Origin of the sequence: uncultured Succiniclasticum sp., assembly GCF_902793885.1 — a bacterium.
Classification (GTDB): Bacteria; Bacillota; Negativicutes; order Acidaminococcales; family Acidaminococcaceae; genus Succiniclasticum.
This window is the reverse complement of the sequence record NZ_CADBFF010000010.1, coordinates 67,865-92,203: the sequence shown is the minus strand read 5'-3', so window position 1 is coordinate 92,203 and position 24,339 is coordinate 67,865. Positions and strand designations below refer to the sequence as shown.

22 protein-coding genes are annotated in these 24,339 nt (G+C 49.9%); 6 read left to right on the top strand and 16 right to left on the bottom strand.

What is annotated here, in order from left to right; translation table 11 throughout:
- Window positions 1-104: 104 nt before the first annotated feature.
- The 4 genes from QZV31_RS06740 to QZV31_RS06725 all read left to right on the top strand — a co-directional run bounded on the left by QZV31_RS06740 (window position 105) and on the right by QZV31_RS06725 (window position 2,228).
- Window positions 105-527, top strand: coding sequence for a hypothetical protein (locus QZV31_RS06740; protein ID WP_295359296.1), 423 nt, complete (start codon window positions 105-107; stop codon window positions 525-527).
- Between the two features lie 382 nt (window positions 528-909).
- Window positions 910-1,323, top strand: a complete 414-nt coding sequence (locus QZV31_RS06735) for a hypothetical protein (RefSeq protein WP_295359294.1) — start codon at window positions 910-912, stop codon at window positions 1,321-1,323.
- 27 nt (window positions 1,324-1,350) lie between these two features.
- The gene (locus QZV31_RS06730; RefSeq protein ID WP_295359293.1) at window positions 1,351-1,743 is read left to right on the top strand and encodes a type II toxin-antitoxin system HicB family antitoxin; all 393 of its coding nucleotides are present in this window, start codon (window positions 1,351-1,353) and stop codon (window positions 1,741-1,743) included.
- An 89-nt stretch (window positions 1,744-1,832) separates the two neighbouring features.
- Complete coding sequence (locus QZV31_RS06725; protein WP_295359291.1) at window positions 1,833-2,228, top strand: hypothetical protein; 396 nt, start codon at window positions 1,833-1,835, stop codon at window positions 2,226-2,228.
- Window positions 2,229-2,581: 353 nt separating this feature from the next.
- Here QZV31_RS06725 and QZV31_RS06720 read toward each other — a convergent pair whose 3' ends face one another.
- The 16 genes from QZV31_RS06720 to QZV31_RS06645 all read right to left on the bottom strand — a co-directional run bounded on the left by QZV31_RS06720 (window position 2,582) and on the right by QZV31_RS06645 (window position 21,159).
- Complete coding sequence (locus QZV31_RS06720) at window positions 2,582-3,460, bottom strand: hypothetical protein (RefSeq protein WP_295359290.1); 879 nt, start codon at window positions 3,458-3,460, stop codon at window positions 2,582-2,584.
- Window positions 3,461-3,539: 79 nt separating this feature from the next.
- The gene (locus QZV31_RS06715) at window positions 3,540-4,067 is read right to left on the bottom strand and encodes a hypothetical protein (RefSeq protein WP_295359288.1); all 528 of its coding nucleotides are present in this window, start codon (window positions 4,065-4,067) and stop codon (window positions 3,540-3,542) included.
- On the bottom strand, window positions 4,057-4,467 hold the full coding sequence (locus QZV31_RS06710) for a hypothetical protein (protein WP_295359287.1): 411 nt from the start codon (window positions 4,465-4,467) through the stop codon (window positions 4,057-4,059). Before QZV31_RS06710 ends, QZV31_RS06715 begins: the two co-directional genes overlap by 11 nt.
- Window positions 4,464-4,880 (bottom strand): hypothetical protein, encoded by a 417-nt coding sequence (locus QZV31_RS06705; protein WP_295359285.1) that lies wholly within the window; start codon window positions 4,878-4,880, stop codon window positions 4,464-4,466. Before QZV31_RS06705 ends, QZV31_RS06710 begins: the two co-directional genes overlap by 4 nt.
- 37 nt (window positions 4,881-4,917) lie before the next feature.
- Window positions 4,918-5,346, bottom strand: coding sequence for a prepilin-type N-terminal cleavage/methylation domain-containing protein (locus QZV31_RS06700; protein WP_295359284.1), 429 nt, complete (start codon window positions 5,344-5,346; stop codon window positions 4,918-4,920).
- 14 nt (window positions 5,347-5,360) lie between these two features.
- The gene (locus QZV31_RS06695; protein ID WP_295359297.1) at window positions 5,361-6,389 is read right to left on the bottom strand and encodes a type II secretion system F family protein; all 1,029 of its coding nucleotides are present in this window, start codon (window positions 6,387-6,389) and stop codon (window positions 5,361-5,363) included.
- Between the two features lie 468 nt (window positions 6,390-6,857).
- Complete coding sequence (locus QZV31_RS06690; RefSeq protein WP_295359283.1) at window positions 6,858-7,979, bottom strand: SLC13 family permease; 1,122 nt, start codon at window positions 7,977-7,979, stop codon at window positions 6,858-6,860.
- A gap of 15 nt (window positions 7,980-7,994) precedes the next feature.
- On the bottom strand, window positions 7,995-8,696 hold the full coding sequence (locus QZV31_RS06685; protein WP_295359282.1) for a lactate utilization protein: 702 nt from the start codon (window positions 8,694-8,696) through the stop codon (window positions 7,995-7,997).
- 388 nt (window positions 8,697-9,084) lie between these two features.
- The gene (locus QZV31_RS06680; RefSeq protein WP_295359280.1) at window positions 9,085-10,425 is read right to left on the bottom strand and encodes a GGDEF domain-containing protein; all 1,341 of its coding nucleotides are present in this window, start codon (window positions 10,423-10,425) and stop codon (window positions 9,085-9,087) included.
- A gap of 208 nt (window positions 10,426-10,633) precedes the next feature.
- Complete coding sequence (locus QZV31_RS06675) at window positions 10,634-12,793, bottom strand: transporter substrate-binding domain-containing protein (RefSeq protein ID WP_295359278.1); 2,160 nt, start codon at window positions 12,791-12,793, stop codon at window positions 10,634-10,636.
- 159 nt (window positions 12,794-12,952) lie between these two features.
- Window positions 12,953-14,530, bottom strand: a complete 1,578-nt coding sequence (locus tag QZV31_RS06670; protein WP_295359277.1) for an ABC transporter substrate-binding protein — start codon at window positions 14,528-14,530, stop codon at window positions 12,953-12,955.
- A gap of 66 nt (window positions 14,531-14,596) precedes the next feature.
- Window positions 14,597-15,613 (bottom strand): alpha-hydroxy-acid oxidizing protein, encoded by a 1,017-nt coding sequence (locus QZV31_RS06665; RefSeq protein ID WP_295359276.1) that lies wholly within the window; start codon window positions 15,611-15,613, stop codon window positions 14,597-14,599.
- A 184-nt stretch (window positions 15,614-15,797) separates the two neighbouring features.
- A complete protein-coding gene (locus QZV31_RS06660; RefSeq protein ID WP_295359275.1) occupies window positions 15,798-17,531 on the bottom strand; it encodes a diguanylate cyclase in 1,734 nt (577 codons plus the stop codon).
- Between the two features lie 25 nt (window positions 17,532-17,556).
- A complete protein-coding gene (locus QZV31_RS06655; RefSeq protein ID WP_295359273.1) occupies window positions 17,557-19,488 on the bottom strand; it encodes an EAL domain-containing protein in 1,932 nt (643 codons plus the stop codon).
- A 232-nt stretch (window positions 19,489-19,720) separates the two neighbouring features.
- On the bottom strand, window positions 19,721-20,674 hold the full coding sequence (locus QZV31_RS06650; protein ID WP_295359271.1) for a TIM barrel protein: 954 nt from the start codon (window positions 20,672-20,674) through the stop codon (window positions 19,721-19,723).
- Window positions 20,675-20,760: 86 nt separating this feature from the next.
- Window positions 20,761-21,159, bottom strand: coding sequence for a hypothetical protein (locus QZV31_RS06645; RefSeq protein ID WP_295359269.1), 399 nt, complete (start codon window positions 21,157-21,159; stop codon window positions 20,761-20,763).
- Window positions 21,160-21,669: 510 nt separating this feature from the next.
- Between QZV31_RS06645 and rbr the strand changes: the two genes are divergently transcribed.
- Together rbr and QZV31_RS06635 are read left to right on the top strand one after the other, a co-directional pair.
- A complete protein-coding gene (gene rbr / locus QZV31_RS06640) occupies window positions 21,670-22,242 on the top strand; it encodes a rubrerythrin (protein WP_295359267.1) in 573 nt (190 codons plus the stop codon).
- A gap of 186 nt (window positions 22,243-22,428) precedes the next feature.
- Complete coding sequence (locus QZV31_RS06635; protein ID WP_295359265.1) at window positions 22,429-24,234, top strand: ammonium transporter; 1,806 nt, start codon at window positions 22,429-22,431, stop codon at window positions 24,232-24,234.
- Window positions 24,235-24,339 lie beyond the last annotated feature (105 nt).

The window sequence follows — 24,339 nt, the reverse complement described above, 5'->3', positions numbered from 1 at the left end:
GCGGTAGGAGACTGAACCAATCCACAGCATCCTCTACAGTGTAGCATATGACCTTGGAGAGGGTCACTAAAAACTACTACTCTATAATACAAGGAGACTGAAAAATGTTTTCATTTTTCAAAAAAGACAATATCCATGAAATTAATTTTAAGGCACAATTTGCTAATTTTCGTAAAAAATATGATAAAGAAATTCGTGCCGTAGGTATGGATGAATTTGGTAAAGAGTTTGGACAGGTAATTGATGAATCCGAAAAAAAGGTTATGAATACTATTAAAAATTCAAAGAATGTACCTGAAAATATAGATTACTGGAATGTTACTGTAAATCAGGTATTATTGGATTTATTAAATAGAGTAATATATGGACGTTATATTTACCGAGGAATGCCCGCTTATGAAACTGCTTATTTCGTAAAAATGTACAAAAAGCTGGTAGAGGATGCATATAATTCAGGTATGTGTAATGCGGAAGAAAGACAAAATGCTTTAGAGAATTTAGCCGACGAAATCAGAAATAATGGTTAGATATTTTTTTTGACAAAACATTAAAGTTTGATAAAATAATAGACAAAAAATACCCCCTTGCCAATTGTTTGACAATTAGCAAGGGGGAATGTTTTATCCCAAAATGTCTTAGCTTAATGACATTGGGTATATCCGGCAGTTTTTGTTTTTAGGGGTAGGGAGTATTTACGTAATACATTATAATTTGTTATTATACTTATAGAAGGTCTATTCGTTCATCTAAAAAAATTATTTCTACATAAAAGTTGAAAGTGCTTGAACTTATGCGGATTATAACGATGAGAGCATGTAGTTTATGTATTTATTGTTATTTTTTGTTGTAATCATATTGATTTTTTAAAAAGTTAAATAACTTCATAGAAATAAAAGAAAGGATGTTATTATGAAGATTAAAAATTTGTTGATTGTTAATTTGGAAAATGATAATTATGTTGGGCGTATGTATTGGAACAGGTATCATTACTTTAAATCAAGGCAGGGTGCAGAACCGGTATGGGACTCTTGTGCTGACAGTTCTTTGACTGTGGATAAAGCTATCGTTTGGGATTGTAAGATGGTTGAGGAATGTGTTTCCCGTACAAAAGATAGTTTTATCCGTCGTTGTTTGTCCTGGGTATCTGACCATGAGGGAATTGACCCTGAACCCTTGCCTCTGACATTACAGGAAATTATTACTGCGAAGATTGACTATGCTGATGTAGGTGTTAAGAGTATTTTATCAAGTGATACTGTAGCGATTTATTTCATTGAGGTTGATACTGAAGAAGTATTAAAGACATATGGCTGGAATTATTAAGTTGTAGATAATGAAAGGAAATTTTATATGAGGTATCAATATCCTGCTTTGTTGATAAAAGAAGATAATGGATTTGTTGTAAAGTTTATTGATTTTGACGATGTTTTTACACAAGGTCAAACCATTACGGAAGCAGTTGAGAATGGTGAAGATGTTCTTAATTTAATGTTATGTGACAAGGAAGAAAATGAATTTGTTATTCCAAAACCTTCTTCTCTTGATACTATTGATATACCGAAAGATGCTTTTGTGGTTTTGATTAAGGCAGATACTGTCAAATATAGGATGACGCTAGATAAAAAAGCTGTTCGTAAAAATGTTTCTGTTCCCTCATGGCTTAATCAGTTGGCATTACGACAAAATCTCAATTTTTCTTACCTTTTGCAAAAGGCATTAATGAAAGAATTAAATCTGTTTTAAAGATTGAGGATTTGGTCTGAAAAGGACATAGTTGGAAAGTAATTATAGTGAATCGTTCTCGTTTTGGTAGAGGTTGGAGGGCTTATGTAATGTCAGAATTATTTATGGAATATGAACAGATTTTTACTGGAGTAGGATTGCTTTTTGTGCCGTTTATATGTGTTTTTGGGTTTTTATTACTTTTGTGGATTATGAAACTTTTTAGAGTGAGCATTTCTTTGCTTACGGATGAAATGACTCGGTTTGGGTTAATTTTGTTTGGCGGGACACTTTTCTTTGGTATTCTTTATTTTTTAATCATTAATTATTTATTGGTCAAGTATACTTCACTTGATTCTATTGTTCGTCTGTTAATATCGTTAGTTGTTGGTTTATTCATTCTTCCGAATCCTATGCCATTTTATTTGAGATGGAAAAAAGAGAAATGGAAGAAAGAAGGAAAAATTGTTGATGGAAAAGTAGTTAGGGAAAAGTTCGAAGATTAAAAAAGGCATTAATGAAAGAATTAAATCTGTTTTAAAGGACATAGTTGGAAAGTAATTATAGTGAATCGTTCTCATTTTGGTAGAGGTTGTCTTGAATGTTCAAAAAATAAGCGAAAGAAAAAATAAAAAACACCCCCTCGCTAATTGTCTGACAATTAGCAAGGGGGCTTGTTTTTACCCCTAAATGTCTTAACTTAATGACATTGTGTGTAAAAACGGGGGATTGGATTGGAGGAAAAACATGAGTATCATACGCACCAATCTGATTTGTTACATAAAAAGGAGCTATATTTTACTCATTTTCATTATTCAATTTTACATCTGAAATCTATATGATACATTAGTCTGTACCTTTAATAGCTGACCATTGATTTAAACGGTTCCAACACCTCCCTGTCAGCGGTAATTTTCGATTTACTGTCTACTTTTGCATTCTTCTGTACCATGACTGCACCATTGATAATACTGTCCGATCCAACGGTCAGATTCCCCTGACACAGAATCAACGCTTTTTCTAATTTCACACGGTTGCCTATACGCAAATCGCGGTTTGCCAGAATAATAATGCGACCCGTAAACACGGTATTGTCGCCAATTGCCGCATCTTCCGCAAACGCAAGGATTCCATCTCCACTTACATTCAGGCCGTCAGCAAGGGATATGCCCTTGCTGCAATATATCCACCCGTTCAATCCGTCACGTTGCAGTTCCGACGCCGAAGGCAGATCAGTCGAAGTCCAGATTGCTATTTCTTCCACAGAAAATTGCGGAAAAGCCACGCCATCTGATTTGCCTGTGATAGTATTCGTATTCTTCTCTTCTGATCTTTCCTGCACGTCAGAGCTTAGCACAACAACAGGCGAAGATACGAACTGCTGATGTAAATCTTCAGGAAGCAACAACACACATTGCCGCAATATGAAACTGTTCAATAAGGAATCTGAAACGTCAACTTTCAGAAACCGCAAGCCTAAATCCGAAACCCTGTTAACAGAAACGGAAACCTGTACTTCATCATTTCCAGGCTGCAAAGAGGGCAATTTATAAACTGCGTCTGCTAATTCCGTTTCATTTTCCTGTTGCAGGGCAACAGACACAAAGCTTTGCGCAATGATTTCCAACTGTTTCCGACACATAAATTCCCGAGCCGTCTCTGTTTCCCGGAGCACACTGCGCCCATAACATAAGGCCAAACCTGAACAAACCATCAGGAACAGCAGGAGCGGAAGCACAATGAATCCCTGCTTCCTTTCCGATCCTCCCGCTGTATCCCGATCGTTTGCCCCACTTGCAAAACATCTCATCAGAACTTCACTGAACGATAAAACCATTGCTTAAAAACACAGAGAAAGCAGCCTGTCTTTCCAACCCGGTTTCCGGTTCCCTCAGATTTATCACGATACCAAGTTTCTCCTTCCCTAACGGAATGGTTCTGAAACCGGTTATCTGAACATCCGGATCAGAAAACGGATTAGTTCCTGTCGCAGCGCCTCTCATTGTTTTGCGGTATAAAACCCCACCTGAAAGATACCAATTAGATTGCGTATTGTTTACTGTTTTCCGACAGACAATCTGATCCCTGTTATTGAGGTCCTTGCTCAGCTTCACCTGCGTCAAATTGTAGGAAAGTTCTCGGCGTACAATGCTTTCTGTATAGCGTGCTGCCTGAGCTATTTCAATGTCCGCCAGGATTTTTCTGTAGTTCTTAAGAACCGTTTGAGACATATTACAGTAAACACCGCTGACCATGACTATGATAAGGAATATAATGTTTAGTTCTAAAAGAATTGAGCCAGATATTCTTTTATTACAGCAATTATCATGCTTTTCAGGATGCATGGTCGTCTATTTTTCCTATTGGTATAAATTCCATGCGGTTCACCAGTGTCTTTCCCGTAGTTTTATGGCGCATTTCTTTAACAAGAAGAATGTACGGCCCCACTTTCTGTGTGGATACGACTCTTTCATAATCCGTTTTGTACATTACTTCCCATTTGGCAGATAGCGCTTTGTCCTGCCAGGTCACCTCATCATCTTCCAGCAACGAATACGCCTGCATCATCTCATTCCTGTGCGTCATAGCCTGTATTGAATAAGAGACAGAACCGGCGATTGCTGTAGCAAATCCCAGTAGCGTCAAAAATGCCGGAATCATCATCACCGTAATAAAGCCTTCTGCGGTTTTTCCTGGCCGAAGCCTTTTTCGATAATTTTTTAAGATAGTATTTTTCTGCTTCATAAGCTCACACGTTCTACCCGCACCCTGCCGGTAACAGGTTGAAGGCTGACTTTAGCCTGTACAGACCTGAACTTTTCATGCTGTAATACGAAGACTCCGGTTGCAGAAGGAGAACCATTGACAGAAAACTTAATGATGTAAGCAGGAATACTGCTGAATTGCAACGCTGAAGACCCAGCCGACGCAAAATCCCGTTTCTTATCAACCAGATTCGGCCTCCGATAGACCCTGTACCCTTTACGCCCGCTGCTTAATTCTACAAATCCGAGGGCAGAACCAGCCAGGGCTCTTTCCCTTGTGCGCAGAATATCCTCAGCAAACTCCCGGGCCGCGTTTTCTACCTGCACCGTTGCCAATACTCTTTCATACCCGGAAATCCCCGTATACAGTCCGGAGAAAAATACTCCGTACAAAAAAATGCCTGCCAGCCATTCTGCAAGCAGAAATCCGTTATCCCTGGGTTTCCGCCGCAACACTGCCATTTGAAGTTACAGTATTGCCTTCCGCGTCTGAACCGGTCAGACTGTAATTATTGCCGGATACGGAATACTGGAAGTCTTCGTTTTTCGCATCCTTGAATCCCTTGTTTTTGGCAATATAACCAGGCACCAGATTATCAAGAGAGGCCGGAACGCTACCCTGTTCAAGCTTGTAGGTGGCAATTGCCTGATCCAATGTCGCGAGATCATTTTTAAGTTTAGCATTGCGCGCCTTGGACCCTGCACCGTCAATCGCAGGCATCAGCATGGTTGCCATTACGCCGATAATAATCGTAACAGCGATTACTTCAATCAGGCTGAAACCGGCATTACATTTATTAGTATCCTTTTCTCCGGCTTTCCCGGCAAAACACATCTTTTTTTTAATTCTTTTTAACAAAGCTATCCCTCCTGTCAGGTATATTCCGGCATTCGGGTCATCAAATCAAACAGCGGCGAGAGCATGACAGCCATTACGGCAAAAATCATCGTCGCTATTATGACAACCAAAGCCGGCTCTAAAATCGACTTTATGTCCCGGAGGTGTGTAAAAAGTTCCTGTTCCTGAATTTTCGCAAACTCGTCCAGCATATCCGGAAGATTACCGGAGCTTTCCCCAATACTCAAAAATTCTAATCCCGTTGGGCTGAAAAGATCACCCGACTGCATAGCCGCTTCTGTAATGCCCACACCACGCAGAACATTCTCCGAAAACTTTTTTGCGTTATTCTTCATAGACGCGTCTGTCAACGTAACAGAAGCACGCAGAATAGCTTCCGGAAACGATATGCCGCTATGTAACATCAGAGCCATCAGCCTTGTAAACCGAATTTCCAGAAAGGAATGGCGAATCCGCCTGATTCCCGGAAAACGCATCAGCAGAGACAGAATGCTTGCACGCTGCTGCAATAATAACCTGCCGCCGACCACACACATGCAGGAAAGAGCAATTGCATGATTCTCCAATAGATTGGAAATGGAAAGCAGCATCTGCAGAAGCGTCGTTTCCCTCACTCCCAGCGATCGATACAGGTCTGCAAAAGAGGGTACCAGTTTCACACTGAAAAAAATGAATGTAAGAAAAGCCAATGTGAGCAAAAAGCCCGGATAAATACAGACATTGCGTACCAGTTTTGCAAGTTTATCCTGCTGTTTATAAAATTCAGACAGCGATAACAGAACCTGGGAGATTTGACCGCTTACTTCGCCTGCCTCAACAACCGAAACATTCATTTCAGAAAAACTCCCTGGCTGTAAGGACATGGCATAGGATAAAGGGCGTCCGCTTTGTAAACTCAGGTTAAGCCGCGTACAAATCGGCTTGTATTTTTCACTCAACCTCTCGGCGACCATTTCAATCCCCTTCACAATGGGGATGCCAGCATCCAACAACGTGGAAAGCTGTTTATAAAAGTTCGCTCTTTCCCTGTTTGAAAATTGCAAGCGCGGTTTAAACAAACGATGAAAGGCCTTTTTGTTTTTAACCCTTTCAATGTTTACGACATACCCATAATTCCTGTGGACGAAGTCAATAACCTGTTTTTCGTTCTCTGCATAGTATTCGCCGTTATATGCTTTTCCACCCGAACTCCGGGCTTGCCATCGGAACAACCGCAACGTATCAGCCTCCTTTCGCTTAAGGAAACACCGGTCAATTCGTCTGCACGCTGACCGGTGCTTTTCGTGACTGACTGTCTCAATCGCAAAAAGCCCTCAGTCATTGCACAGCCTCATTTAATCGGCGTCTCCGTAACGCAAGTTTTAGTTTAAAGACATGCGACAAAAAAATAAAGCGTTTTTTCGGCTGAATTGTGAACAAAAATTCATAATTCAAGACTGTTTTCAGCCTTTTTCCGAAGAAACGCTAATTTTTGACAAAATTTGTGAAAAACCTGTGAACTATTTTCTCCCTCACCTCACCATCCACCAGTACACGATGCTCCCGATGCCGATGAGTCCGGCGAAGTTGTAGAACAGGAACATGCACAGGTAGCTCATCACCTGGTGGGGATAGGCGGCGGCGTACAGTTTATAGGAGATTACGCTGGCCATGGAGGCGATCAGGGTGCCCAGGCCTCCTACGTCCACTCCCAGCAGCAGTTCCCCGGCGTTGCGGGTGAAGCCGGCCAGCAGCATGGCGGCGGGCACGTTGCTGATAAACTGGCTGGCTACGATGCCGGTCACGTATACGATGCCCCGGGCGTGGTGCAGGTAGTGGTGCAGCTGCCGGATGGCATCCCAGTGGGACAGGTTGCCGATGAAGATGAAAAAACCGATGAAGGTCAGCAGCAGGGAGTAGTCCGCCAGTTTCAGCAGGTTGCGGTCGGTCAGGGCCACCACGGTCACTACGACGGCGGTGCATATCAAGGGGCTCACCACGTGGGCCACGGACAAAAAGCACAGCAGCAACAGGGCGGTAAAGAGCAGGATCCGCAGCCGCGGGCCGGTTTCCGTTTCCCGGTGTTCCATCTGCAGCGGCCGGTTGGGCAGCCCCAATACCAGGATGGCCAGCCACAGGGCGCTCAGCACGGACAGAGGTCCCAGCACGGAAAAGAAGTAGCTTGTGGTCAGCTGGTAGTGGTAGTAGATGAACAGGTTCTGGGGATTCCCCATGGGGGTGCAGGCGCTGCCCAGGTTGGCGGCCAGGGTCTGGAAGATGACGATGCGCCCTACGTCCAGTTTCATCTGTTTGCCGGTGATAAGGGTCAGGGGCACAAAGATTAAAAGGGCCACGTCGTTGGTCACCAGCATGGACAGGAAAAAGGTCAGCCAAATCAGCACTGCCCCCACGTGCCGGGTGGTACGGCAGCGGGAGAACAGGACGCCGGCGACTTTTTCCAGCACGTGCAGCTGCCGGAAGCCGACCACCACCAGCATAAAGGACAGCAGCATGCCCAGTACGGGAAAGTCAATATAGGAAATGCGGGGTTTGAAAAAAAGAGAAGAAACCAGTGCAAGCACCAGGGAGATGGTCAGTACCAGGTCCCGTTTCAGGATGCTTCTGATTTCCTGTTTCAGCTTAACGGTATGCATCGGTTACTATCCCTGTCACAGACCCAGATTTTCGCCTACCAGCACCACTTCCATCTCCATGTTGCTCATCTTCTTGAACTCGATCAGCAGTCCGTTGCAGATACGTTCGGGGCTGGCGCAGTTATAGCAGCGGTCGCCGCGTTTTGCGCAGGGCGTGGCCTTGTGCTTGCGCAGGCAGTTGCGGGGGGCGGCAATGTTGCGGAGCCGCCAGATGGCGTGGTCCAGGTCCGGGCAGATTTTGTTCACCCCTGCCACGTAATACACTTTTTCGTGTCCGAACAGCGCGGCAGCCACCCGGTTCCCCGTGCCGTCCATGTTCACGAGGATGCCGTCTTCGGTCAGGGCGTTGACGCTGCACAGGAACACGTCCGTAAGCAATGTGCCTTTGGCGTATTCAAAAAATGACGTGCCTTTGTTGATGGGGCTGCGCTGCACGTTGTGCACCTGGTTGTGGGCAGCCAGCGCTTCGTGCAGTTCCAGTTTCCGCAGTGTCTCCGAGTCGCCGATGCCAACTTTTTTGCCGTCAATTTTACCGTTCAGGTACGCCCGCGCTTCGGCGGCATCGGCACAATAATGGGCTTCAAAGCGGTTGGCCCGCAGTCCTTGCAGCACGCGTTCGATATCCGGGGTATATACCGCTGCCGCAGAGCCTTCAGGGCTTGCCTGCCAGGCGCGGGTTATGGCGTCGTCCAATTCGGGCCGTGTAACATCGATCATCGTATTTCCTCCTTGTATCCGGGGCGCGCGGATCCCCTGTGCGTGCATACCTGCCGGCATGTGTTGCGGACGGATCGGCGCTTTTTTAAATTGTACCATAAAATATGCTTTTTTTTCAATTTTACCGGAGTTTTCCTGCTGCCTCTTTCAAACGACATTATAACGATAAGGAAGAAACGAAACGGAAAGCTGGCGCTGAATACACGCCTTTGCGCATACAGATGATCCGAGATTCCCCGGAGCATAAAGGAAAAACCAGAGGTCAACGGATTCTTTTCCGCAAGCCTCTGGCTTTATTTTGTAAAAATATGCGGTTCGTTTCGATGAATTCAGGTTGCGGCGCAGTCGCTATGTTGCCGCAGTCCGGTCTGTTTCCGGTCAGGTCAGCTTATGCTGTGTAAAAGGTAAAGGTACGTTTCCCCTGCTTCTTGGATTTGTACATGGCCTCGTCGCCCTTTTTCAGCAACGCTTCCGCATCCGCTGCCTGGGTTCCGTGCACAATGCCTACGCTGACAGAAAACGGTGGTATCCCGTCTCCCGGCGTCTGCAGTTCCCGGTTGATATTGACCATTTTCCGTTCCACGAGATGGCGCTGCATTTCGTCGGAATGCACCATAAATACCACAAATTCGTCGCCGCCCAAACGGCAGATATAGTCGTCGGAGCGGAAGCTGCCCTTCAGCACCTGCACCAGCTTTTGCAGCACTTTGTCGCCGATTTCGTGTCCGTAGGTATCGTTGATGACTTTGAAGTTATCCAGGTCAAAGAACATCAGGTACGTGGATTTCATATCCAGACTCGAAACCAGGAGGTCATAGCCGGCCCGGTTATAGGCTCCCGTCAGTTCGTCGTGGGAAGCCTTGAAGTTAAGGTTCGCAATGCTTTTCCGGTAGATGGCATACAGATTGTTGTAGGCGTTGGCCAGATACCGGAATTCGTTGGCCCCTTTCTCCCGGATGGGACTGTTGGCCTTGATCTGATCCACCGCGTGCAGGATGGGGTTGATGCCCTGGGAGGCGGTCAGCCACACCACGAAGAAAATCGCCAGGATCTGGAGGATGATGCCTGCCCGGCCCAGGTTCAGTTCGTTCTGGAAACCATCCAGTGCTTTCGTCTCTTCTGTCTGGATCAGGTCCTCCACGGCCTGCAGGCTGTTTTTCACTTCCCGGCGGATCCAGTTTTTCTGTTCATAGTATCCGTCGTCCAACACCAGCTCCGCAGCCCGTTGCATTTTTGCTTCCGGGGAAAGAGCGGCGTCTTCTGCAGTCAGCTTTACCTGTTTAATCTGGTCCGGATAGTCTTTGATGCCTTTCGCTTCCACCACCAGGCGCATGGAGTAGTACTCCCTGTCCATGAGTTTGATGGAATGCCGCAGCGCTTCCTGCAGCCGTTCCACGGCAGCGGTGGCTTTGGGGTCCAACTGCATTTCATCGATGGCCTGTTCCCGTCGTTTGGAATTAAAGGCTTCTTTAAAATACTGATCCATAAACCGGCGGTCGCCGTGTACGGTAAAGCGCTGGGCGTTTTCCGTAAGGTAGTCGGACGCTTCCATCAGGTTATCGATGGCGCTCTCCAGCACAATATTTTCGTTCAGGGTATCACGCACATGCATGAAGTTGTTCATGATCCGGTAGGTTGAGTAAATCATGAAGGCTGACACAATGACGGCGATAACGATCAGCCCCCTATGGATTTTGCGAAGGGATATGCCCTCTTTCAGTTTATTCATTTTGCATCACCCGTATTCGGGAAACGCTGGCACAGCGGACGGCTGCATCGGGTCCCGGACCTTTACGCTTATAGTAGTACTGCTTTACTCGTATTAATTGGTTTTATACTATCTATAGATTATAGCATAATTTGTAAAAATAAACCATGGTAAATCAATTATGCACTTTTATATACTCTGCGCGGCGCGGTACGCGGAGGCTCGTGCATCACAGGTTCTTCATCATGGCCTTTCGGTGGTACATGATATCGTCGGCCCGGTCAAACACGTCTTTTATCGTCTTATCCTGCAGCGGATTGAACAGGGAGCAGCCAAAGGCGATGGCGGTCTTTCCCTGCTGCGCGTTCTCCGCCATCTGGTTTTCCAGACTTTCCAGCAGCGCGTCCCGGTTTGTGTAGTCCGCCCCTTCCAGAATGACGGTAAATTCGTCGCCGCCGATACGATACACCGGGCTGTGGGCAAAGCAGCCGCAGATAGCCCGGCAGGCTTCCCGGATCGCCTTGTCCCCGGATTCATGCCCCAGGTGGTCGTTGATGGCCTTCAGGTCGTTCAGGTCGCAGACCACCACGCCGAATTCCGCCACGCTGCCGTCGGCAATGCGCTGATCCATGCGCTTTGTGGCTTCCAGGTAGGCGTGCTTGCTTTTTACGCCGGTCAGCGGGTCCGTGTTCACCTTTCGGATGGCGGTCTGCAGCTTTTCTTTCTGTTGCAGCTCCCGGCGCAGCCCCTCTTCGATCTGCCGCTGCTGTTCCATCATCTTCCGTTCCGTTTTCAGCTTTTGCAGCAGCAGGAAAATGGTGAGGGCCGCTGCCGCTACGATGACGGCGATGACGGCAATCCAGTTATTCTTGAGGAACTGGGTAAAGGAAACTTTCTGGTTTACATGGGCGTACGAAGCCAGGGCGGAATCCATATCGCCCCGCTTGGCCAGGACCGTAGTTTTGTTCATGATGAAATAGAGTTCCCGGGCGTCTTTGTTTATCGCAAAGGCAAGGGGCATGGATTCGCCGGTAGGAACGGAGTACAGCTTGTATTTTTCCATGACTTCCTGCATGGCGTTGATCCGGTAATTGCTCACGAGGAAACAGTCCGCCTTGCCGGATACCAGTGCCTCGCAGCACTCTTTCAGGGTGGAATAGTAAGCCAGATTGCAGAGGGGGTAGTGATCCTTGATGAAGGTCTCAATGTTGGCGTTGCCGCTGTTGACAGCAATGGTAAGGGTGCTTTTCGGGCTGATGTCCCGGGTGTCCGTAGCCCGCATAATGGCCTGCATTTCGGTCCGCATCACCGGGTTTGTCAGCACCACATCGGCCACATTGGCGTCGTGGGCGCTGAGATTGACCGGGAACAGGCAGTCGATCCGGCCGGTTTTCATGGCCAGCATAGCCGCTTCCGTAGTAGCAAAGGGCACCGCTTCAAAGCTGATGTTGGAATGCTTCAGGCTGTTGACAGAATGAGCCAGATAATCTTTCAGCGCCCCGGTCAGCTTGTCCGTGGCTGCTTCTTTCGCGCTGAACGGCAGATACTTATCCCGGTACCCTACCCGGATCTTTCCGTGTTCCGCCAGCCACTTTTCCTGGGCCGGGGTCAGAAACGCGTTGGTCTTGGTGAGGAAGAGATGTTCTTCAAACATCCGCTGGTTATAGAACGGGTCTTCGTCCTGAATGCCGGACAGGGCCCGGTTCAGGTCATCCAGCAGGTCCGGCCGGTTCTTATTGACGGCATAGAAAAAGTCCGAAGCCCCTACCTTGCAGACCGGGATTACTTTTTCCTTGGCGCCGAAGGTGTTGGTGGACGTATAGCCGTCGATTTCCCCCCGGGCCAGCATGGCCATGGATTCGGCTTCTTCCACTGTCAGCGGGAGGACGGTCAGCGCGATGTTGTGTTTTTGCGCCCAGGTCTTCAGGTATTCTTCCTGCACGCTTCCCTTGTTGACGCCGATCCGTTTGCCGTTAAAGGACTTCCAGTCGTCCGGCGTGATTTCTTTGTTGCCCGCGTCAATATAAATATAGTAGGATTCCGACCCCATCGGCAGATCGGGGAAGGACATGGACGCCGTGCGCTCTTTGGTATAGGAAACGTCGCTCAGCAGGTCGATTTCGCCTTTTTTCAGTTTTTCCAGCAGATTGGACCAGCTGTCCTCCACATATTCGTAGGTCCAGCCTGTATAGGCGGAGAGCTTTTGCTGGTACTCATAGTCAAGGCCGCAGCGTCTGCCGTACCGATCCCGGAAACAGAACGTGGATTCATACCAGCCGACGCGCACGACCTTCCTTTTGGGCGAATACGCATAGACTGACACCGGCGCCAGGATGCTGATTGCCAGCAGCACGCACAGGATGAGCCGAAGTATTTTATTGCAGCGCATGGTTGTCCACCTACTCTTTATCGTATATTGTAGTCTTGCTATTCGATATTTGTATGTATTTATGCTATATTATATCACTCTTTTTATGGTTCTTCTACCTTGAAACAGCAAAACAGCCGCGGAATGATATCAATTCCACGGCTGCTGTCGGTCGTAACGTTATTCCTTTCTCTTCCAGTCTTTGGTGATCCGGTAATCGTCGCAGGGATTGACGTCCGCATGGATAATACCGGTACGGCTGACAATGTTGGTCTTCGGATACCCGAATACGATGACCGCCGTATCGTCCAGCAGGATCTTCTGCATGTCGAGGAGCATTTGTTTCTGTTTCGCCGGATCCGCTTCCGCGGCCAGCGCATCGCTTAAGGCATCGAAGGCTGCATTGCGGTAGCCGGAAGTATTTTGCGGATTGCTGCCGTTTGTATCCGATTTCCAGTTCCGGTCCAGATAATGCAGCGGGCTTCCGGCCAGCGTCGTCATGCCGGAATGGATCAGCATGTCATAGTCGCCGGTTTTGCGCGCCTGTTCCAGCGCGTTGCGGTCCGCTGTTTTAATGGTCACCTTGATCCCGACGTTTTTGGCGTCCAGTTTCACGGCCTCGGCAAACAGCGGCAGTTCCGCCCGGTCGGTGCAAATCGTAAACCCGATCTCCAGGGTTTTGCCGTCTTTGTCCACGAAGCCGTCGCGGTTGGTATCTTTCCAGCCTGCTTCCGCCAGCAGTTTCTTGGATTTTCCCACGTCCTGTCTGCTCCCATACGACTGCATCAGTGCATCGTAGCCGTATCCCAGGCCCGGCGCCAGAACCGGACCGCCGGGGATAAACGTGCCTTTCAGCAGCGTCTTGCAGTAAGCAGGGCGGTCGAGGCAGCAGATCAGCGCGTCCCGGATCCGTTTATCCGCCAGGGGCTTTCCCGGTTTAACATTGAGCAGGGACAGGACGGAGCTGACAGACTCCGTTTCGCTGACACGGAAGGTGTTGGCATCCTGAAACAGGGTAAGGTCGCCGGAAGCAATATCCAACGCCGCGTCCACCTGCCCTTTCTTCAGGGCCATGGCGCGGGTATGGGGGTCAGCGAGGACCGGAAGCTCCACCCCTTTAAAGGGAACGGGGCCGTCCCAATAATGGGGATTAGCTTCCAGGACCGCTTTATCCCCTGCGAAGGACGTTACTGTATAGGGACCGGTGCAAACAGGTCCCCTTTGCGGGATATCCCGGTCTTTCACCGAGGTATCGATGACGGTAAACCGGGGGTCGCACAAAACGCCCGGTAAGTGGGGAAGCGGCTGCTTGGTTCGGATGGTCAGGGTCTGGCCTTCCGCTTTCATGGATCCGATCCGGGCCCAGCCTTTCGCCTCCGGGGATTTGGCCAGCGTCCGCTCCAGGGAAGACCGGACGGCTTCGGCCGTAACCTTGTTGCCGTTGGAGAACTTCGCCCTGTCCCGGATGGTAAAGGTCCAGGTCAGCTTGTCATCGGCAACCTGCCAGCGTTCCGCCAGCCAGGGGGCCGCGTGCATGGTTTTGTCAAACTTTGCCAGCGTCTCACCCTGGCCCCAACGGATCAGGGTCTGGCCGGCGGCATAATCGGCCGGTTCAAGGGTATCAGCCAAACCGGCCACCCCTACTTTCAGGATTTCCTTTTTGCCGGCATTTTTATCTCCGCCGCCGCAGCCTGCCGCCGTTACAATACATAATCCGGCCAGCGCCGCTGCGGCTGTTTTTTTCCAACGTACTTTCATGGGCTCCGCTTCCTTATATATTTCCTGTTTTGATTCCTTTTGTGTTTCGTTTTCTTGCTATATTAATTATAGCCTCACCATATCCCGGGTAATTTCCGCCAGGGTATGGGCGCCGCACATTTCCATGGTGTCTTCCAGCTCCGCCGCCAGTTTTTGGGTCAGCACACGGATTCCTTCCGCACCGGCGCCGTACACCGCCGTTACATACGGACGGGCAATGATGACCGCGTCCGCCCCGATGGCCAGTGCTTTGAAAATATCCACGCCGGAACGGATCCCGCCGTCTACCAGAACCTTCATCTCACCCTGCACCGCATCCACGATTTCCGGCAGCACTTCTGCCGTCGCAGGACACTGATCCAGCACCCGGCCGCCGTGGTTGGAAACCACAATGGCGGCAGCGCCGGCGGCTTTTGCTTTCAAAGCGCCTTTCACCGTCATGATGCCTTTTACGATGAACGGCACGCCGGCGTTGCGGATAATTTCAGCCAGTTCAGCTTCCGATTTGGAACCTGCCGACGTGTTCAGCTTTTTCAAAAAAGGCAGACCGGCCCCGTCCACGTCCATGGCGCAGGCAAAGGCACCGCTGTCTTTCACACAGGCAAACTTCTCCTGCAGCGTTTCCGGTCCCCAGGGTTTCACGGTGGGAATGCCCAGGCCGCCGACCTTTTTAATAGCCCCGCAAGCCGCCTGCATCACCGTGGCGTCAGCGCCGTCGCCGGTCATGGCTACGATGCCTTCCGCGGCGCAGCCGGAAACCAGCACATCGTTATAGGTGGTATCCGTATAGGCATCGCTGTAATGTACGGCCACCAGCCCTACCGGTCCGGCGATAATCGGGTATTTCAGGCGTTTGCCGAAAAAGTCCAGGCTCATGTCCACGGGCTTCCGTTCCACCAGCGTGTCCATGTTGATACGGATTTCCTTCCACTTTTCATAATTGCGGATCGCCGTATCCCCGATGCCCTTAGCGCCCGGTCCGGGCATTTTGTTCCCGCAGGCGCGGCCGTTACAGATCAGACAGCCTTTACAGTTTTCTCCCAGCCGGGGACGGGCCTGTTCCATCAATTCCACGTAATCCATGATGCTTCCTCCTCTTAGTATTATCCAGGCGTTCACTAAAAATCCGTTGAATCTTTTATATTATTATATCATATAGTTCCAGGTGTCCTGAAACATTTCATATAAAAATAGCCGATACGGAACTTTTAAGGAAACGCTGATGAAATGAGCTTCCTTAATATCCCGTATCGGCTGGTATGTGCATTTACGAATCGATGGCCTCAAAATTGGGAATGGAAACAGCCGCCGTCAGTTTGCCCTGCCTCTTGTTCTCGTACATCGCCTCATCGGCCCGGCGCACCACCTGCTCTACGTCGGTATCCACTCCCGGACGGAACTCCGCCATGCCTTTGGCAATGTTGACCTTCTCCCAGGGATTTTTCGCGCCCGCATTGACTGCTTCCGCACTGCTGTCAAAGACCTGCAGTAACGTCTCCCTTTCTCTGTAAGCCTCATGCTGGAGCAGGACAAGAAACTCATCGCCGCCCATACGGAATACCGGGCTGTGAAGAAAGGTCCGGCAAATGACTCCGGCCGCCGTCTGCAGATAGATGTCACCCCGTTCGTGACCGAATTCATCGTTGATTTTCTTTAACCCGTTGCAGTCAAACATAACCACGGCAAATTCCTGTCTGCTTTCCGTTCCGCCAAGACGGATCGCGTCATTGAGCCACTCTTTGACTGCCTCGAAGGCGCCCTTGTTCTTGATCCCCGTCAGGGCATCCGAAAACGCCCGGCTGTTCAGGTCGCTGATGTACAGTTTCAGATGATCGCGCATCTGCCGGAAAGACCGGGTCAGTATCCCGACTTCGTCGTCGCCTTCATAGTCCAACTCCGCGTTATAATCTCCGCTCGCCAGTTTCTGGGACGCGGAAGTAAGCCGCAGCAACGGTTTGGTTACCGCGCCTACGATAACCAGGGTCAGCAGCGCAAACACGACAAGAATGGCTATGGCGCTCAGCAAAATGGACCGGGTCATCTTATGCCAGGATGCGGATATTTCATCCACAGGCGCAACTACCACCAGTTTCAGCCCGTTGGTGAGGGTGGCAAAGGATACCTGGCGCCTTTGCCCCTCCGCATTATATCGGATCAGTTCACTGCCGTTACTTTCTCTGCGGAAGAGTTCCGGATCAAGGTTCAGGCTGATTTCTTCCAGCCTCGTTTCCGGTTTCAGCCGCGGATGGTAAAGAATGCGTCCCGTTTCGTCCATCAGGCAGGCGAAACCGGTATCATACACCCGCAGCGAATGCACCGGGGCCCGCACGCTGTAAAACAGCGTATCCATACCCAGCACGCCGATCAGAACATCCTCTTTATAAACGGGCGCTACGTAGGAAACCGTCAGCAGGCCACTCAGAAGACGGGAACGATAGGGTCCCACCCAGCAGGGCTTGCCCCGCCTGATGGGTGAAAAATACCAGTTGGAATCCCTGTCCGCAGGATCCAGTTTGTCGGCGATCAGCTTGGGCTGCTCTTCAAAATCCGTCTTCCCCACTTTGGAATAGAAAAAGCCGTGCTCCGAGGTGCCGATGTCCGGACTGATGCAAAAATAATAGGTGACGATACTGTCAGAATGGTTGGCGATACTGCCAAACACTTGCCTGACTTCTTCACAGTATTTTTGCATAAACGCATCCAGTTGTTTTGCCTGCTCGGGCGTCCGCGCGGCGCGATTGGCCCCGCCGACTTCCGCAAGATTCAGAGAGGCCAGGGAATCTTCCGCGATGTCAGCCACCACGTCTACCGAACGCTTCAGGCTGTTCAGCCGGACGTCCACCGTTTTTTGCGCGTTCTGGCTCAGCAGGTTCAGCGTTTCTACCGAAGTCTTATCGTTCTCTTGCATCATCGTAAAATAGCTGATGCCGATAAACGCTGCCAGGCTGGTAAGAATGGCCGCCAGGATCACTGCTGTAATTTTGATACGAATGGAATGCATGTTACATCCTCTCCGCCAGTGCACTTTATGACAACTGTACTGTTTCGAGATACGCTACAAACTCTTCCGGAGGAACCGGACGGGAATAAAAGTAGCCCTGCTGGTAATCGCAGCCGATCCCGGCCAGTTTCTCTTTCATCTCCGCCGTTTCGATCCCTTCCGCTACCACGCCTACATGCGCGTTATGGAACATGCGTACCATGTCCGGCAAAATGCCGGTTTTTCCGCTGAAATAGGACTGGACGATATACATATCCAGTTTCACGATATGGATCGGCAGGTTCAGCAGCCGGATCAGGTTGGACGTGCCGGTGCCAAAATCATCCAGCGAAAATTCCGCACCCTTTTCCTGCAGGCGCAGCATCTGCTTCCGGATCAGCAGATAGTCCTCAATGGAAGTTTCGGTAATTTCAAAATCGATCTGACTTAGCGGCACACCGTGTTTGTCCGCAATAGCCGAAAGTTCAGCGGCAAGCTGGTCGTTCCGGCACTGGGCCGGGGACAGGTTCACGTTGATCTTCCGGATGCCCAGGCGCTGGGGCTGTCCTGTCGCCAGAAACTCGCAGACCCGTTCGAAGACCTGCCGTCCCAGTTCCATAATGTCGCCGGTCCGTTCCGCCACCCGCACGAATTCATCCGGAGGAATGAACCCCAGTTCCGGGTCCTTCAGCCGGGCCAGGGCTTCCGCTCCGGTAATCCGATGTTCTTCCATGGAATAAATCGGCTGCAGGTACACTTCGATGCGGTGGTCTTCCAGCGCTTTGGCCAGCGCCATCTCCACCGCTTCCCGACGGTACAGGTCGGTTACGATATCTTTGGAGAACACCTTGTTCCCCTTTTTATTCTCCATATAGGTCTTGCCGAATGCGAACTCCACCAGGTCATCGATTTGTTCCATTTCTTCCGGGAGGATCTCATACGGCAGCACCATGGCGGACATGGAAAGGGAAACCTCCGTGTCTTCTCCTTTCCAAGGATGTGCAAAGCGCGTGTTCAGCTCGTGGATAATCTGTTCCCTGTGATCTTCAAATTTCCCCTTCTGCAGCATGAGGAACTCGCCGTGTCCGTAATAAAACACGTAATAATCACGGAAGGAGTCAATCATCCAGCGGCCAATGAGGCCGATGGCGCTCTCAATCTGCTGATAGCCGTACAGTACCTTGGCAGAAGCATAATTATCCGCCGTCACCGTGATGCAGTGGAACGCCGTCCGTTTACGCCGGAACTCCCGACCGATTTTATCAAAGGCGTCCTTGTTGAAAAGATGGGTCTGCCTGTCCCGGTACAGATCCGGGTTCTGGGCGGACAAATAAATCACCAGAATGGCCAGGATACTGAAATAACTGGTGACCAGCGTATTGATAAACGCCTTGCGGAGCAGGATACCGGCAATCAGCACCGCGTTGTAGCCCAGCATGCTCATCTTCAGGCGGAAGTCAGTCTGCTTCCAGCGCAGGAAGACGCACAGCAGGGACATGGCGATGTAAAAATAGGTGCAGAAGTAAATAATAGGATACAAATGGCAGTTATAGTATCCTTTATCCGGTGTGAAGTGGAAAATCGTAGCCGTCCATGGCGTGGAAAGGATGAGAAGCACCGCAACTGCCGCCGGGACATTGGCCAGGGTAGCCAGATATTTTCCCAGGGACGCATACCCATGGCATTCTTCCGCCGTGTAATCGTACAGCGCCCAGCCCCGGAGTATAAAACCGAGGAAGTAACCCTGGTTGACAACATACATCAGCCACAGGGGATACTCCGTCCAGATTTCGTTCATTTCACAGGAAATCAGGTCGAAGGCCGTCATGGCCAGATTGGCCAGCATGACCCACAGAAAACTGTAGCTGGCGCGAATGGGCAGGTTCCTTCTGGAACAGTAAAATATTAGCAAAAGCAGCTGAATGGGAATGGCCGCAAGGGCAAAATCGTAATTATACTGGCTTAGCCACTGGAACATGGGGCATCTCCTTGTAAGGTGTCCTTGTGTTTCTGAATTTAAAATGTATAAACCGGATATATGGAATACGTTATGAAAGACCGGACGGGTTTCAGGGCCGTCCGCCTTTTTTAAACGCTTATTTTTACTTTATTTTATTAATTATATAAGATAAGTAGTAATACTGTCAAATAACAGAAAAAATCAGGGCGACTCACGGAAACCGCAAGCCGTCCTGATCCGGTTTTCTCTTTTATGCCCCCAGCAGCAGCTTCTGCTCGGTGATCTGCCGGGCCAGCTGGTTGAAATCGTCGTAATACAGCACATGCACCACGTAATCCGGTTCGATCAGTTCAAAAATCTTCGTAACCGCCGGATCGGTAAAGGGTCTGTGCTGGTCAATATTGCAGACATGGCTTAACAGCCTGGCATCGTTCTCCAGAGACGGGATCATCCGGGGCGACTGCCGCTGGTACTCGCCGGACAGGGAGCAGCTCAGGTGCACGCCTTTGATGTAATGCCGGAGTTCGCCCATCTCTTTGAGGATACTGCAGATATAGTCGATACCCTCCCGCTCGCTCTGCAGGTCCGGGTTGGTATTCAGCAGATGCCCCGTATCCAGCATCAGCCCGATATTATCAAATTTGATTTTTTCCAGAAATTCCCCCGTCTGCTTTGCATTCTGCAGGGTAAGGCCCGGCCACCAGGAGTTCTCAAACAGCACTTTCGTGTCTGCAGGAACCTCTTCGGTGACCCGGTTGAAGACCCGGGCCGCCATTTTCATGACTTCCGCGTTTGTATGGTCGAAGTTCCAGGAATACTGCTCTGCCGGGGAAACCTCCTCGACCCGGTACACCAGGTACTCCGGCTTTTCGATCAGGGCCGCCTGAATATTGCGCCTGATCTGCAAAAGCCAGGCCCGTTTCTGGGTGCCGCCGTAGTAATCCCGCAGCGCATCGTCGCTCCGGAAAATCTGGTAGAGACGGTCCTTGTTGTTTTTCCAGAGGTCGTACCAGCAGGACCAGGAACGCAGGTGCGCGCCTACCGCTACCTTATCAAAGGGACGCATGTACGGTTCGCTGCGGTATACCAGAAGCTCGATCCCGTCCAGTCCCAGCATCGCCAGATAATCCTCCAGCGATTTGCCGGTGCGGCGGATGGCTTCCTCATACCCCGGAACCGTAGAATAATTAAACAGTTGTTTCACAGTTTTTCTCTCTCCAACGAATTTGGATTTTATAGTAAATCCCGGCCTGTTACCCAAACAGGAAACAGAGCCGGGAATCTATTTCGTTAAAATGCGTCTATTCCGCCAAAGCCTGCCCCGCCGACGATCCTGACGTTATCCACGGAAAACGCGTCCATGATATCTTTCAGATGTTCTTTCAGCAACAGGGTGCGCAGCCGTTCGCTGCCGGTAACGATCAGCAGGTTTTTGTCCGAACGGTTGATGTTCTGCAGCACGTTGAAGCGTTTGGCAAAGGTCTCGCTGCCGACTTTTTCCTTCAGCTTTGCAAGACAAGCCGCAATCTCCGGTTTTTCACCGGCCATACGCTCTTCCAGGGGGATAAACTCCGTAGAAGTCAGTCTGGGGTTTTCCACAAACTGCGCATCTTCTTCCAGACGGCCTTTACGGGCCAGGACTACCTTCTCACTCACTGCCTGCATGGAAATCGGTTCAAGAGCGGACATGTTACATTACCTCCTTAACATAACCAATGATAAATGTTCACACACAATCTCTGATAAACGTCGGAAGCATGTACCTGTGAGAGAGGAAGAAACGGGCAAAAAGGGATCCGCTGTCTGCCGCAGCGACAGCCGTCATACCTGCCATGCGTATCTTCAAGCACAAGCTAGTTAAAATAGTAATTTATTAGTAATAATTACTGTTATACGACCAATTTAATCATACAATTATTTTAACAAAATGTCAATCGGATTTCAGAAAATACGATACTTGTTTCGGATTATGCGAAACTGCATTCCCCAAGCGTTATTGATAACAATTATTGAAAATACTTTATGTTTTTAAAAAATGATTTGCGGCAATACCTATGTTAGATTATAATAGTAATGTACGGTGTTATCCAAAAACGCTATGTTCTAATGCAAAAAACGGCAGGTACATATGCACAGGGATAATACAACCCATGAGATTACAGACAGAGAAGCCAAAATTTTAAAACAGGAGGAATCAACATGAACGAAGCGAAAGCAATGGAAGAAATGAAACGGCTGAAAGGCACACAGACCGAGAAAAACCTGGCAGCAGCCTTTGCCGGCGAATCCCAGGCCCACGTAAAATATACGCTGTTTGCCCGCCAGGCGGAAAAGGACAGCAAGATGAGCCGCCAGATTGCCGATGTTTTGGATGAAACGGCCGCCCAGGAACGGGCCCATGCCAAAATTTGGTTCTGGCTGTTAGGCGATTTTTCCAAATCCACGGCAGAACACCTGAAAATGGCCGCGGACGGGGAAAACGAGGAATGGACCTCCATGTATCCGAAATTTGCCAAAACCGCCAAAGAAGAAGGTTTTGAAGAGATCGCCTTCCTGTTTGAGCGGGTTGCGGAAATCGAGAAGCGCCACGAAAAACAGTACCGCCTGCTGCTGGCAAATGTGGAGAACGAAAAGCTGTTCAAGCGGGACGAGAAAAAACTCTGGATGTGCGCCAACTGCGGCTTTGTATCGGAATCGGTGGAAGCGCCGGAAGAATGCCCCGTATGCGCCCATCCCCGATCTTTCTTTGCGATTAAGGCAGAGAATTATTGATACAGTTTTTAAAAATTCCTTGACAAAATTCAAACAAAGTGTTACTATGCAACTGTAAATTGCAAAAGGAAACAGCGCGCAAACCTTTTGTAGATTTATAAATCAACACGTACGAGACATCGGCGTCTGATTGTGAACTGCTCACAATCAGGCGCCTTTTTTCGTACCGGAAAGGGCTTGATCCGTATGAAAAAACTCTGTAAAAAAACAGCGGCAACGTTTTTTGCCGCCATATTGCTTTCCACATTACCGGTCTCCGCTTTTGCAGCGGATCCATTACCCCAGCGTTATTCTTCCGCGGACACCGTCTGGGTGCTGCTGGGAGCCGCGCTGGTCTTTTTTATGCAGCCTGGCTTTGCCATGTGCGAGACAGGCCTGACCCGGGCTAAAAACGCCGGTAATATCGTCATGAAGAACGTCATGGATTTTGCATTGGGTACGCCGGCTTTCTGGATCGTCGGCTTCGGGCTCATGTTCGGCACGGACATCGGCGGCTTCATCGGAACGCCGGACTTTTTCGTGACGAAATTCACGGTGGGGGAAGACGCGGGGTATCCGGTCATGGCTTTCCTCATTTTCCAGACTGTTTTTTGCGCCACAGCGGCTACCATAGTCTCGGGTTCTATGGCAGAGCGGACCAAGTTCTCTTCATACTGCATTTACAGCATTCTGATCAGTTTATTCATCTACCCCGTTTCCGGACACTGGATCTGGGGCGGCGGCTGGCTGGCCCAGATGGGGTTCCACGATTTTGCCGGTTCTACCGCCGTACACATGGTAGGCGGCGTATGCGCCTGCATCGGCGCATACCTGCTGGGTCCCCGCATCGGCAAATATAACGCGGACGGTTCCGTCAACGCCATTCCCGGACACAGCCTGCCTCTGGCCACCCTGGGGGTATTTATCCTATGGTTTGCCTGGTTCGGCTTCAACGGCTGCTCCACTGTCAGCCTGACCGGGGACGAGGCGATCCTGTCCGCTGCCCATATTTTTATGACCACCAACATGGCCGCTGCCATTGCGACCTGTACCGTGATGTTTTTTACCTGGTTCCGTTACGGCAAACCGGATGTATCCATGACCCTGAACGGCGCGTTGGCCGGTCTGGTCGCCATCACCGCCGGCTGTGACCTCGTGACCGTACCCGGCGCCTTTCTGATTGGGATCATCGCCGGAATCACCGTTGTCTGCTCCATTGAATTCATCGACCAGAAACTTAAGATCGACGACCCCGTAGGCGCCATTTCCGTGCACGGCGTCTGCGGCGCCCTGGGAACCGTCCTGACCGGATTATTGGCGGAAAAAGAAGGCTGGCTCTACTGCGGCGACCCGCACTTCTTCCTCACACAGGTCACCGGCGTAGCCTCTGTTATTCTGTACGTAGCCGTTGCAGCTTTCATCGTATTTAAAACAATCAAGTCCACCGTAGGCCTCCGGGTCACAGCCAAAGAAGAAATTGCCGGGCTGGATTTTGAAGAACACGGCCTTCCCTCTGCCTATGCGGATTTCATGCCGGCGCCGGAACATATCGTTGATACATCGGCCATACCCGCAAAACCGGATCCGGTTCTGAGCCCGCAGCGGGAAACCGCGCCGTCCGTTCCCGGGCTGCATCCTGTCACGCCCGACGGGCATGCCTATTCGTTGGTCACCATCATCACTTCCAAAGAACGATTCCTGCCTCTGAAAAATGCGTTGGAGAAGATCGGTATCACCGGCATGACGGTAACGGAAGTACACGGCTACGGCCTGCAGAAAGGCCATGCGGAAATGTACCGGGGCGCCTCCGTCGTTTCCCGCCTGCTGCCCAAAATCCGTCTGGACATCGTGGTCTCCGCCATCTCGCCCCGTATTATCATCGAAGTCGCCAAACAGGTTCTATACACCGGTAAATACGGGGATGGGAAGATTTTCGTTTCCACGATTGACAACGTGATCAAGATCCGCACCGGGGAAGAGGGCTTCGATGCGTTACAGGACTACCCGCTGTAAAAGAGAGTTTGACTTTTCGCATGCCCCGTGGTAAAGTAACGTTGTAGATGTCAAAGCAGACAGAGACCTTGCGTCTTTGCCTGCTTTTTTATTTTGGGAAATGCT